Origin of the sequence: Marinobacter sp. ST-43 (genome assembly GCF_030541085.1) — a bacterium.
GTDB classification, from domain to species: domain Bacteria; phylum Pseudomonadota; class Gammaproteobacteria; order Pseudomonadales; family Oleiphilaceae; genus Marinobacter; species Marinobacter nauticus.
The window spans coordinates 355928-367250 of the sequence record NZ_JASSVO010000002.1 but is presented as its reverse complement, the minus strand read 5'-3'; the positions used below and the strand labels follow the sequence as shown (position 1 = coordinate 367250).

18 protein-coding genes are annotated in these 11323 nt (G+C 54.9%); 9 read left to right on the top strand and 9 right to left on the bottom strand.

Translation table 11 applies throughout. From position 1 onward, the window contains the following. The first annotated feature begins 164 nt into the window (after window positions 1-164). On the top strand, window positions 165-767 hold the full coding sequence (locus QPL98_RS05995; RefSeq protein ID WP_303292900.1) for a PIN domain-containing protein: 603 nt from the start codon (window positions 165-167) through the stop codon (window positions 765-767). A gap of 300 nt (window positions 768-1067) precedes the next feature. On the opposite strand, the gene QPL98_RS05990 is transcribed toward QPL98_RS05995, so the two are convergent. Beyond that, a complete protein-coding gene (locus QPL98_RS05990) occupies window positions 1068-1976 on the bottom strand; it encodes a bestrophin family protein (protein ID WP_226609349.1) in 909 nt (302 codons plus the stop codon). A 554-nt stretch (window positions 1977-2530) separates the two neighbouring features. On the opposite strand from QPL98_RS05990, the gene trxC reads away from it, so the two are divergent. From trxC to QPL98_RS05975, 3 genes are read left to right on the top strand one after another with little or no spacing between them, the layout of a single operon-like run. After that, the gene (trxC, locus tag QPL98_RS05985) at window positions 2531-2971 is read left to right on the top strand and encodes a thioredoxin TrxC (RefSeq protein WP_303292899.1); all 441 of its coding nucleotides are present in this window, start codon (window positions 2531-2533) and stop codon (window positions 2969-2971) included. 27 nt (window positions 2972-2998) lie between these two features. Next, window positions 2999-3301, top strand: a complete 303-nt coding sequence (locus QPL98_RS05980; RefSeq protein WP_303292898.1) for a hypothetical protein — start codon at window positions 2999-3001, stop codon at window positions 3299-3301. A gap of 34 nt (window positions 3302-3335) precedes the next feature. Continuing rightward, complete coding sequence (locus QPL98_RS05975; protein ID WP_303292897.1) at window positions 3336-3602, top strand: DksA/TraR family C4-type zinc finger protein; 267 nt, start codon at window positions 3336-3338, stop codon at window positions 3600-3602. A gap of 276 nt (window positions 3603-3878) precedes the next feature. Here QPL98_RS05975 and QPL98_RS05970 read toward each other — a convergent pair whose 3' ends face one another. From QPL98_RS05970 to QPL98_RS05945, 6 genes are all read right to left on the bottom strand, one after another. Then, window positions 3879-5060 carry an AAA family ATPase gene (locus QPL98_RS05970; RefSeq protein ID WP_011786416.1) on the bottom strand — a complete coding sequence of 394 codons (1182 nt, stop codon included), beginning with the start codon at window positions 5058-5060 and terminating at the stop codon, window positions 3879-3881. 40 nt (window positions 5061-5100) lie between these two features. Then, window positions 5101-5658, bottom strand: coding sequence for a nucleoside 2-deoxyribosyltransferase (locus tag QPL98_RS05965; RefSeq protein WP_303292896.1), 558 nt, complete (start codon window positions 5656-5658; stop codon window positions 5101-5103). Window positions 5659-5722: 64 nt separating this feature from the next. Next, a complete protein-coding gene (locus tag QPL98_RS05960; protein WP_022992835.1) occupies window positions 5723-6016 on the bottom strand; it encodes a helix-turn-helix domain-containing protein in 294 nt (97 codons plus the stop codon). Further along, entirely contained in the window at window positions 6013-6336 is a 324-nt protein-coding gene (locus QPL98_RS05955) for a type II toxin-antitoxin system RelE/ParE family toxin (RefSeq protein WP_022992834.1), read from the bottom strand. The genes QPL98_RS05960 and QPL98_RS05955 overlap by 4 nt, the downstream gene beginning before the upstream one ends. Window positions 6337-6405: 69 nt before the next feature. Next, window positions 6406-6840: a DUF3010 family protein gene (locus QPL98_RS05950; protein ID WP_023008506.1), complete on the bottom strand. Its 435-nt coding sequence runs from the start codon at window positions 6838-6840 to the stop codon at window positions 6406-6408. A gap of 28 nt (window positions 6841-6868) precedes the next feature. Next, entirely contained in the window at window positions 6869-7213 is a 345-nt protein-coding gene (locus QPL98_RS05945; protein WP_023008505.1) for a PBPRA1643 family SWIM/SEC-C metal-binding motif protein, read from the bottom strand. Between the two features lie 114 nt (window positions 7214-7327). Between QPL98_RS05945 and QPL98_RS05940 the strand changes: the two genes are divergently transcribed. The 3 genes from QPL98_RS05940 to QPL98_RS05930 are packed head-to-tail and all read left to right on the top strand — an operon-like array spanning window position 7328 to window position 8710. Next, window positions 7328-7972, top strand: a complete 645-nt coding sequence (locus tag QPL98_RS05940; protein ID WP_303292895.1) for a cold shock and DUF1294 domain-containing protein — start codon at window positions 7328-7330, stop codon at window positions 7970-7972. A 57-nt stretch (window positions 7973-8029) separates the two neighbouring features. Beyond that, on the top strand, window positions 8030-8383 hold the full coding sequence (locus QPL98_RS05935; protein WP_303292894.1) for a type II toxin-antitoxin system RelE/ParE family toxin: 354 nt from the start codon (window positions 8030-8032) through the stop codon (window positions 8381-8383). A gap of 15 nt (window positions 8384-8398) precedes the next feature. Continuing rightward, window positions 8399-8710 carry a helix-turn-helix transcriptional regulator gene (locus QPL98_RS05930; RefSeq protein ID WP_303292893.1) on the top strand — a complete coding sequence of 104 codons (312 nt, stop codon included), beginning with the start codon at window positions 8399-8401 and terminating at the stop codon, window positions 8708-8710. 22 nt (window positions 8711-8732) lie between these two features. On the opposite strand, the gene QPL98_RS05925 is transcribed toward QPL98_RS05930, so the two are convergent. Further along, window positions 8733-9329, bottom strand: coding sequence for a DUF938 domain-containing protein (locus QPL98_RS05925; protein WP_303292892.1), 597 nt, complete (start codon window positions 9327-9329; stop codon window positions 8733-8735). Window positions 9330-9425: 96 nt separating this feature from the next. On the opposite strand from QPL98_RS05925, the gene QPL98_RS05920 reads away from it, so the two are divergent. Further along, complete coding sequence (locus QPL98_RS05920) at window positions 9426-9908, top strand: peptidylprolyl isomerase (RefSeq protein ID WP_011786404.1); 483 nt, start codon at window positions 9426-9428, stop codon at window positions 9906-9908. 36 nt (window positions 9909-9944) lie between these two features. Here QPL98_RS05920 and QPL98_RS05915 read toward each other — a convergent pair whose 3' ends face one another. Then, window positions 9945-10223, bottom strand: a complete 279-nt coding sequence (locus QPL98_RS05915) for a YebG family protein (RefSeq protein ID WP_022992826.1) — start codon at window positions 10221-10223, stop codon at window positions 9945-9947. A gap of 181 nt (window positions 10224-10404) precedes the next feature. On the opposite strand from QPL98_RS05915, the gene QPL98_RS05910 reads away from it, so the two are divergent. Beyond that, window positions 10405-11280 (top strand): metal-dependent hydrolase, encoded by an 876-nt coding sequence (locus QPL98_RS05910; RefSeq protein WP_199452410.1) that lies wholly within the window; start codon window positions 10405-10407, stop codon window positions 11278-11280. Window positions 11281-11323 lie beyond the last annotated feature (43 nt).

The window sequence follows — 11323 nt, the reverse complement described above, 5'->3', positions numbered from 1 at the left end:
ATGGGGAAATCAGGCAGCCTGCCAGGGTGGCAGCTTTGCCGTGGAATCAGTGGCAGCTTTCGCGTGGAATGGGTGGCAGGCTTCGTCTGGAATCAGTGGCAACCTTGGTCTGGAATACGCATTGCGCGCGTTAAGGCGAATTGCAAGGAAGTGAGGAAGTATTCTTGAAAACCAATTACGTACTTATTGATTTCGAAAACGTTCAGCCAAAAAATATCGAACTGCTCAAGGGGCACGGTTTCAAAGTTATTGTTTTCGTTGGCTCGAAACAGGTAAAGATTTCATTCGATTTGGCTTGCGCCATGCAGTCTCTTGGCGCTGACGCAGAGTATGTGAAAATTGAGGGCAATGGACCGAATGCGCTGGATTTTCATATTGCTTTCTATATGGGAAACATCGCGGCTAGGGACCCAGACTGCTACTTTCATATAATTTCAAAAGATACTGGCTTCGATCCGCTGATTAAGCACCTCAAGTCCAAGCGCATCTACGCCCAAAGAGAAAAGGATATTTCCGAGATTCCCCTCCTCAAAATCTCAAACTCTAAGTCAATGTCAGAGCGAATCGACGCAATTGTTGCGTTTCTCAAGGTCCGTGGTGCTGCCAAGCCAAGAGCGGTGAAAACACTCTCCAACTCGATTAATTCGTTGTTCATGAAGAAGCTTGAAGAGGATGAGTTGGGGAAAATAATGGACGAATTGATCCGGCAAAAAATCGTCGTAACTAACGGATCGAAGGTGACTTACCAGTTACCAGGAAAGCCTTAACGAACCGCGTAAGTCAGGCGCCTATGAAGGGCCGCTCCTTGAAAACCCATACAGATCTATTATTGCGGTTATTTGGGCAAGCTGGCCCGCTTTTCCAGAGTTATCACCTTTTCCCGCTCAGCTTCATCGCCCGGTGCTGGATGCCTATATTCTGTTGATGTCGCGGGTCTGGCTGCTGAAACCGCTTGCCTGGCTGATTGGTTTGCCGGTAATTCGGCCAGCGCTGGCGAAGCTGTATCACAAATGGGTGAGCGAGCGGCTGTTGCGAACCGGGCGCAGGCCGTTGTAACTGCCGGGCGCTTACTGCAACTGGTATTTGACCGGCTGCAGCGGTTCGGGCGCCGGGTCGCCCAGGGCTTCGGCAACACTGATTTCATGAATGCGGCAGATGGCATCCAGCGGCAGGTCGTTGGTGTGTCGGCCAAAGGGAAACTCAAGCTGTTCAGACAGGCGATCCAGCCCGAAAAACGTGTAGGCCACGATGGCGGTGAACACCGGCGTAAACCAGCCTGCGACGCCTACCAGACCGAACGGGAGCAGGTAGCAGAACACATACGCCGTGCGGTGAGCCAGCAGGGTGTAGGCAAAGGGCAACGGGGTGAGGGCAATGCGTTCCGAGGCCGCCTGAATGCCCGCGAGGCCATGAAGGTGCTGGTCTACGGCCGCGGTTGCTACAGAATCCAGATCGCCCGCCTTGTGGGCTTCGGCGAGTACATCTCCGGCTCGGTGCAGCATGAAGGCGGCGGGGTTGCGTGTGCTCAGGGCCTGGTCAACGAGTTCGGGCGCCAGTGACCCGGGCAGATCAGACCGTACATCTTCTCCCCGCAACTGGCCGCGCAGCAGGTGAGCGTGAGCAAGGCATCGGGTCAGAAGCTCCCGGCGTCGCTCCGGGCTCAGGTAAATGGTGCCAGTCCGCGCCAGGCTGCGAAATTCGTACACCATATGCCCCCAGTGTTTTCTGGCTTCCCACCAGCGGTCGTAGGTGGCGGTGTTGCGCACGCTTAAAAAGATGGACAGGGCGATGCCCATGATCGTGAACGGCAGAAGTGTGTAGTCGACCATGCCGTCGAGGTAGTGGTGGCGCGAAACCCAGGTAACGGCGGCTGCAAACATTCCCGTAAGCAGAATGTGCGGCAGAATGTGGGGGACAACAGACCCTTTCCAGGCCAGCAACAGCCGGAGTGGGCCGGGGCGCTCGCGAACAATCACGGTTAACACTCCTGGGATGGATGATGGCCTTGCCTGAGGGTTGGCCGCTGTGATTCCTATGCCTTTTTACGGAGAACCCACTCGTTACACAAGGGGGTAAGCTTTTTTAAGCGAGGGGGCAGCACTCTGGCCGTTGCCTGGCATTACCCTGTGGCTTCAGGGGCAACCAGTTCAGGCGGCGGATTTGTGGCAGCAGTCACTGTCGCAGGGTGATAGCAGGTAAGTGCTCGAAACTTCGAGAAACTGTTCGATAATCTGTGTCATCAAGATTCCCTCTGATTGTTTATTTGGAATGCAACCTAATAGTTTGGGGCACATTCCTATAAAAAAACTTCGGAAAACCGAGACACATTGAGACCGCTTGGCGCGGGGGCTGTAAATTCCGATTGTTTTATCGACAGTACTATGGTGCTTGAGCCTCTGACACCGACTTACTTTGATAGTAGCGGAAAGCGGTTGATGCGTGTTCGTGGGATGCGATTTTTCGTGCAGCTTGATTTCTCTTCTCCTGCCCCGATTATTTCTACCATCAGCCAATCAGAGGCCCGTTCATCATGACTGACGTTCGACACCTGGTATGTCCCCATTGCCACAAAGTGAATCGCGTACCGGTCGACAAGTTGTCCTCCGGCGGCAATTGTGGCGCCTGCAAACAACCGCTTTGGCCGGATCAGGTTCTGGAGCTAACGGAGCAGAGCTTTGCTACCCATACCGGGCGCAGCGATCTGCCTGTGTTAGTAGACTTCTGGGCCAGTTGGTGTGGCCCGTGCAAAATGATGGCGCCCCAGTTCGAGCAGGCCGCGAAGGCCTGGCGCGGGAAAGTGCGTTTTGCCAAGCTGAATACGGAACAAGCCACCGGGCCGGCCGGTCAGTTTGCGATTCGCAGCATACCGACCCTGATTCTGTTCCAGAACGGCCGGGAGGTGGCGCGCCAGAGCGGCGCGATGAATCAGGCCCAGATCAGTCAGTGGCTGCAATCGCAGGGTATTCGCTAGGAAAAGCCGGAACAAAGGTGCCTTGCCATGAAGTTTCTGATCATCGGTGTTTTCGTCGCCATCGTGGCTGTCCTGATCTGGCGTAGTAAACAGAACACTGCCCCTGAAGAGCAGGCCTGTGCCATCGACATCGGCAACCTGCTGAAAGCCAATCCGGATGCTCAACCACAGGCCATTGCCGATGTGTTTCAAAAGCACGGAATTGATAGCTCCCGTTGCCAGAAGGTGGGCGCGATGGTGATGCCGCAGTTGCGAAAGCAGGGTTTGAAGCCGGAGGATGCCAGGATTGTGATGAGGCAGGTGAGGGCGGCCTACCCTCTTGTGCCCTAGGCTGAATCAATTCAATTGACGATCGGAGAACGCTATGGCAGGTGGATGGTCACGGGACGGCGCTGTTCAGGATCAGATAGATGCGAGTGTTGAAGATGAAGTGCAAAGGGCACGGAGTCAGCTCGGTAGCGGTGAGAGTGCGCTCTATTGCGACGAGTGTGGTCGGGCGATTCCCGAAGCTCGCCGTAAGGCAATTCCGGGTGTTCGGCTTTGTATTGCCTGCCAGTCTGCGCTTGAGAAGCAGCAATCGACATCACGCGGTTTTAATCGGCGGGGCAGTAAGGATAGCCAGTTGAGGTGAGTACGATGATGGGGTCTATCGTTTCCTATTGAGTTTCGGCGCCCTGTTTATGGCAGATTCATTGCTATCGTCGGTTTTTGCATCAACTTTCCTGAGCCCCCGTGGCGCAAGGTTGTCGCCTGGTTAACCCTAGGTTTCCAACACAGTTATCCACAGCTTTTGTGAGTAAAGTTCGTGATAAAGCTGGTCAGGAATCAGGCCGACGGTCGTCCCGGTCTTCCGGGGTTTGGTTCGGCCCGCCGGTTCAGCTCCACTTCAGTTTGGGCGTTTGAATAGTCAATCCATCCAGTTCCAGGGGGGCGCGTCCAGAAGCCCCTGGCCAAGAATGCGGGTTTCACCCAGCTCTTTGTTCAGTGCGATGGAATGGCAATCGTCGTCTGCTTCCAGAGCGGCTACCAGTCGAGGGGCATGGGAAACAACCCACACCTGGGTTTCCCGCGAGGCGCGAATGATCAGTCGGCCGAGGGCCGGAAGCAAGTCGGGATGCAGGCTTGTTTCTGGTTCATTCAACACCAGTAGTGATGGTGGGCGGGGTGTGAGCAGCGCGGCGACCAACAGCAGGTAGCGAAGGGTGCCATCAGAAAGCTCGGCCTGATTCAGGGGGCGGAGTAAGCCGGCCTGCTCAAATTCCAGGACGAAACGGTTGCCTGCGTCTGTGCTGAACCCGAGCCTCGCTCCGGGAAAGGCATCTTCAATAGCGCTGTGCAGGCCCTCCCGGTCGCCGATTTCGTGAATGGTACGCAGGGCTGCAACCAGGTTATGGCCATTGTGGTCCAGCACCGGGGTGCGGGTCCCGATTTGCGGGGTGCGGATGCTGGAGTGTTGATCGGTGCGGAACTGATCGTAAAAGCGCCACTGCCTGATGGCCTGCCGGACGGCATGGACTTCAGGTACAGCCACAGGATCACTGATCTCGCTCAGAATGCTCTCATAGGTGTTTAGCCGGGTGTCGTAGACCTCCCATTTCCGCCCTGAACGTACTTTGACAACCGGCCCGACGCGATCAATCAGACAACTGCTTGGGCGGCAGACATCACCCACCCAGATACATTCGCGTTTTATTTCAGGGTCGAGCTGAAACATGCTGGGTTCCTGATAACCTGCAAACCCCGTAGAGGCCGGAATCCCAAGAGAAATCGCGTAGCCGAATTCTTCGCCGGCAAACCCCAGCCGTAGGCGGGATGGGGTGTTCCCGGCGGTCCCCTGAACGGGCGCTGAGCCGTCCCGCATCTCCCTTGAGAACTGCCCGGGCCCTGCCCAGAAGGTGTAGTCCAGGCCGCCTTCTTCCGCCAGGGAGGAAATCAGGTTGCCTTTTGCCGTTTCCGCCAGCAGGCGCAACGATTTATAGAGGTTTGATTTGCCACAGCCGTTTGGACCGGTAACAACGTTCAGGCCCGCCAGCGGCGCGACCACGTCTCTGAGGCTGCGATAGTTGGAAACGGCAAAGGCTTTGATCATGATCCGGATTAAACCTGTGTCTTGATGGCGCGAGTGAGTATTACCTGAAGTGGGAGTAGTCTATCAGCGCCTGAACACAACGGCGGAACAGTTCAGCCGAGAAAAACCGGTGTTCGCCGGGCTGCTCTGCCACCAGTAGCTGGCCACCGGACTCTTTGATGCCCCCCTCGATCATCAGGTTATCGCTCATCTCGAAGTCTTCAATGCTGTGGCCCAGTTCATCCCGATCGGCTGCGCCCGCGCGTTCACGGTAGTGCCTGCGGTCCATTGTGAATCCGAATGCAGCTTTGCCCTGGCCGATAATGTAGCCGACTTCGAACACCGTGCCCGGGTCCGCACTGATGCCTCGGAAGGGGGTGAGGTTGGCAATGACGGCGTCGCAACTGTCCATCAGTTCGCGGTTGGCCTGGTAGATCCGGTGGCCGCGCGCCGGTTTCGCTTCCTCGTCGGAAAACGTCAGGGCGGTGTCCAGTGGGTCTATGCCTTCATAGCCGGCTTCGCGCAGCAGGCGCTTTTTCTCGGCGACGATAGTGTTGTGTTCTTCGTGTGGGAAAAACACCTCCGGGCCGGCCAGGTAGATGCGTTTGGGTTTTGTCATGGCGAAGTCGTTTCCTGCTTCAGTCCTGGCAATTGCCCAAATCCAAACCGTATTGGACTGGCGATCAATGCTGAGAGGCTGGGTCGTATTCAATTGCTTCCAGTTTTACCCGAAAGCCACAGGCTGCTGCGTATTTGTTGAGCGTTCCCCAGCTTGGGTTGCTACGGCCTCTCTCAAGCCTCGAGATGTTGCTTTTGTTGGTTCCGAGCTTTTTCGCAACGTCTTCCTGAGTAAGGCCTGCTTTAGTCCTCATTGCGATCAACTGGTCGATCAGGCTGAATTCTTCCTGGAGGGCATCGTACTCCTGGTGAACTTCCGGATTTTCGAGTGCCTTTTGTCTGAACTGTTTGAAATTCATGATTTTTTGACCTCCTTTAAACGCTCTTTCGCGAGCTCTAGGTCTTTCTTCGGTATCTTTTGATCCTTTTTTACAAACACGTGCAGGATGATGATCCGTTTGCCCTGCATGTAGCAGAAGATTCCTCTACCTATTCCTTCTTTGGCTTTTGCTCGGATTTCAAACAGCTCACCACCTAAAGACTTTGTGTGCGGCTCTCCAAGGTTGGCCCCGTGCTTCTCCATCAATTCCATCAGCCGAATCATTCTGGCCTGAATCTTTGGCGGCATCTTAGCCAACTCTTCGCCTACTGAGTCGTAGAATTCAATCTCCCAATCCATGGGTGCTCCTTTGCCTTTTTGTTATCATATACGATAACTCTGAGCTTGAACACTATCTTGATAGCCGCCTCAACGAGCCTGAAGCTGTGCCACATAGGCGGTAATAAAAGCATTTTCCTGGAAGACTTTCAGGCCTGTGTCGGCAAAGGTGATGGGCACGGGGTTGGACGCCAGGGTGGATTTGATCAGGGCCGGAGGCACCAGGGTCACGTTCAGCTCAGAGTCGGCAATCAACTGGATGGCGGCTTCCATTTTGAAGCTGATGGCGCCACCGGCAAACTTGCCTTTTTGCATCCGCTCTTTTATCGCGACCGTGGCCACTCCGTATTCGGCCATCAACTCCGCAAAGGTGGCCTGAAACGTTTTCAGGTCGTCCCGGCTGTGGTTTTTCGGTAGCGACAGTTTGCGTACTTTGCAGTCGGGCAGGTTGAATTGGCCCCGGTCCATATTCAGCATACACACCACCGCATCGCTGCCGGTCAGTTCTACTCCGCATACAATCATAATAATGCCCCCTATGCCCCGGTTACTCTCAGCCGCAGCATTTCTTGAATTTGAGTCCGCTACCGCAAGTGCAGGCGTCGTTGCGGGAGGGAGATTTTGCTGTGGTGACTGTTCCCGTTTTATTCAGGATAGCCGTGAGCTCGTTGACGGATTCAACGGCGCCTTCGCGGGTATCAACGGAGATGGTTGCGTGAAGCTTCGCCGCGGCCACCTGGGCCTCAACTTCTTTCCTGCGTGCTTCACTGGTAACCACCAGCGTTAGTGGGTACTTCTTGCTGCCGCTCTTTTGGCTGGCGTTTGTCTGAAAGCCGCCGTAAGCCGTGTGGTGCTGGCGGGCATCTTGCCGACCTTTATAGAAAAATTTATCTGACATGCTGATATCCTGAAGGAGAGAATACCCAGGCGACGGTCGGGCGCAATCTTTTAGCACGCTTGCGGAAACAGTGATATAGGGAAAATCGGAAAAGACTAATCAAGGAAGCACCACGTGAATCAAAAAGGCTTACTCACCTCATGGAACGACGCCAAGGGTTTCGGTTTTATCACGCCAGAGAAAGGTGGCGAGCGTCTGTTTGCCCACATCAGCGCCTATCAGGGCCGGGGCAGGCCCTCGGCCAGCCGCAAGGTGGTCTACGCACAGACAAAAGATGAGAAGGGGCGGCTGAGGGCGTCCAGTTTCCAGTACGCTGGCGTGGCGAGACACAGCGTAGCGGTCGCCACGGGCGTTTGGTTTGCTCTGTTGATTGCCGCTGCAGTCGCAGGGGCGGTTTCTGTGTTGTACGTTCAGGGTTATGTGCCAGTGCTGTTGCCGGCGGCCTATGGCGTAATGAGTGTAGTGACCTTCTTGATGTATGCCGTCGACAAGGGGGCAGCTGAGAGCGGCAAGAGGCGTGTCCCTGAGGGGCGGTTGCATCTGTTTGAACTCCTGTGCGGTTGGCCGGGGGCACTGGTGGGCCAGCAATTCTTTCGTCATAAAACCCGAAAGACCTCGTACCAGGTGTCTTTCTGGTTCAATGTCGTCCTCAATCTCGCAGTGCTTTGCTGGTTGTTACTGTGGCCGGGCGCCGAGTTCGTCAGGCAGGCGCTGGAGATCAGGCCGGTTATGCTTCTAGGATTCAATTTCCAAGGTTAATTAAGTTGTTTCAGTGTACCGAAATAGGTACGATTTGGGTGTCAAGGAAGAGACAGTGTGACAGGGAAAATAGTACGAGTTTTATTTTATCGAACGGACAATGGCCGTGAGCCGGTCAAGGAGTGGCTTCTGAGCCTGAGTAAGGATGATCGTTCTCTGATAGGAACAGATTTGAAAACGGTGGAATATGGCTGGCCTCTGGGTATGCCGTTGGTGAGGGGATTTTCGGGCAAAGCCAATTCTGACCTGTGGGAGGTCCGAAGCGATCTCTCAGGCGGTCGGATTGCACGAGTCATATTCACGATGTTTCGAGGCGACATGGTTTTGCTGAATGGTTTTATCAAAAAGACTCAAAAAACACCGGATCAAGAATTGAAGAAGGCGAGGGATCGAAAGAAAGATCTTGTCTGAAAGGGAGTGAATGCGATGACACAGCATAGACATATCGGGAGTACTCTCGATGATCTGCTCGAATCTGACGGTACGCTGGAGCAGGCAGAAGCCGAAGCACTGAAGCGCGTGATAGTCTGGCAGATTCAGCAAGCAATGGAGCATGCCGGCGTGAACAAAACCCAACTGGCAAAGCGTATGCACACCAGTCGTACCGTGGTTAACCGCCTTCTAGATGAAAAGGACACTGGAGTAACGATTACCACACTTGTGAAAGCGGGGCGTGCACTGGGTATGAGTTGGACTTTGGAAGCTGGTGAGGATACCGGTTCTTATCAGGCTGCCTGAGCCTGGTTTCAGGTTCAGTTGCTCACCGCCTGAAAATCAACATTTCGTTGTTAGCGGGCATGGCATAATTGTCCCTCAGTGCCAAACCCATATTCTCGGCGAGCACCGATAGATCTTCGATATCGCGGATGCCCATATGCGAGGCTTTGGCTTTCAGCGACTGATCAAACGCCTTGTTGCTCTCGCTGGTGTAACCGCCCTTATGCTTGAACGGCCCGTACAGGCAGAACGCACCGTCTTTTTGAAGGCAGGCGCCGACGCCTTGAAACATCTTTTCAACTTCCTCCCAGGCCATGATGTGAGCGGTGTTTGCTGAGAATGCCCATCGACAGGCAGACACAGGCCATGGCATTTGGTTTACGTCCAGCTCAAGGATTGGGAGGACGTTGGGCAAGGCGGCCTGTTGCAGTCGGGCAACGGCAAGGTGCACCGCTCTGGGGTGGTCGGTGGGCTGCCATTTCAGGTGTGGCAGAGCCGCAGCGAAGTGCTCGGCGTGCTGGCCGGTGCCGGTTCCTATTTCCAGGACGGTACCTGGTGCCGTAAAGACGTAACGCAGTTTTTCCAGAATGGGGGCTTTGTTGTTTTCGCAGGCTTGGGAATAGGGCAGGTGGCTATTCATGAATGCGTCTCTCCTTTCCCTTGAACGGTATCATAAAACGGTGTTTTGGCCATGAGGAGGCTATAATGGGCGCCTTTCATCATTGCAGAGAACGCTATGCCAATCGAAAAAAATCAAGTGGTCCTGTTTCACTACATCGTGAGAGACGAACAGGGCAATGAAGTGGAAAACTCCCGAGGCGGAGAGCCAAATGCCTACCTGCACGGCCATGGTGGCATTATTCGGGGGCTGGAAGACGCTCTGGAAGGCCGCGAAGCGGGCGATACCTTCAGCGTGACAGTGTCACCGGACAAGGCCTATGGCACCCGCAAGCCGGATGCGATCCAGCGAGTACCCATCAAACATCTGATAGGCGCCAAGCGCTGGAAGCCGGGCATGATCGCTCAGGTACAGACCGAACACGGGCCACGCCATGTGCTCGTTGCCAAGGTTGGCCACAAGTTTGCGGATGTGGACACCAACCACCCGATGGCTGGCAAGACCCTCACGTTTGATATCGAGATCATTGAGGTGCGCGCGGCGGAGGCCGACGAGATCGCCCATGGCCACGTTCACGGCCCGGGCGGTCATCATCATTAATTAGAAGCAGCTGATCACCGCCAGTCGGGCCGGGGGTTACTCGGCCTCGACGGTTTCGTTCAGCAGTTCCGGCTTTTTCAGTGCCTTGGTGAACAATTCTTTTTCTTCCGCAATGGCCAGGGCGCACTGTTCTGCCAGCTCTTCAGACAGGCCGCCGACCTTACGTTGCAGGAAGGTAGTAATCTCTTCGGACAGTTCAAGAACCTTGTCTCGGGCATCGGCTTCTGCTTTGGACGAAAACAACATTTTGTCCGGGTTTTTCAGTGCCATGTCCAGTCCGTCCCTCTCGGAATAGTAGAGTGCTTTTACGCCCATGGTATGCCATCGCCTCCGGGGTAATGATGGTTGGTAAGACCGTTAATGAAATCACAGCTTATCACGAATAGTGTATATTTATACAGTATTTTGCTGCGTCATCCTGTCCTCTTTTGCTGTTCCAGCGCCGGACCTGGCCCCCGTATGATGGATTGTCAGACATCAGCTCCGGAGTCCTGAAATGAACGCCAGAACAACCATAGCCGGTACTCAACCCACGCCGCCTCCCAAGACCAAGGCGCCCCTTCCCGAAGTCCGTCAGCCGGATTTTGATCTGGCGGAAGATGTGCCCAAGTACTGGTGGGATAGCGATCCGGCCAAAACGCTGTTGCTGGCGGCCTTGTCGGCGAGTTTTCCGCCCGGTGAGCGGTTTTTTATCGACTCCGTGCGCCATTATCAGAAAGAGATTACAGACCCGGAACTGAAGGCGGCAGTGCGAGCGTTCATCGGCCAGGAGGCGCACCACTCAAAAGAGCACGAGGCCCTGAACGGATACATGCAGGCGCGCGGCATCAACCTCAAACGCCTTGAGCGCGAGGTGATGTGGCTGATGAATGTGCTGCGCAAGCGGCTGAGCCCGGAGCGCCAATTGGCCCATACGGTGGCGGTGGAGCATTTCACGGCACTGATGGCAGAGGAATTCCTCCTGAAATATGACGCTCTGGAAGAGATGGACCCGCGTATGGCCCCCATCTGGGCCTGGCACGCGATTGAGGAATCCGAGCATAAAGCCGTGGCGTTCGACGTGTATAAGACCATCGGAGGCAGCGAGTTTGTCCGGTTGACCGAGATGATGGTGGTGAGCGTGCTGTTTCCAGTCTCCAGCGGTATTCATCTGATTCAACTGATGAAAGAGGACGGCCAGTTGTTCAATCTGAAATCCTGGGCGAACGGTCTCAATTACATGTGGGGCAAGCCAGGTGTATTCCGCAAACTCCTGCCCTCTTACTTCAAGTACTACAGCCCCGGCTTTCATCCATGGAATCACGATGCCCGTGATCTGGTGGAGAAAGCCAAACGGAAGTGGCTCGCTCCGGTGATGAAAAAGGCCGCGTGACGCCTAACACATTTGCTACCATGTCGGACTTTTCACTGGGTTG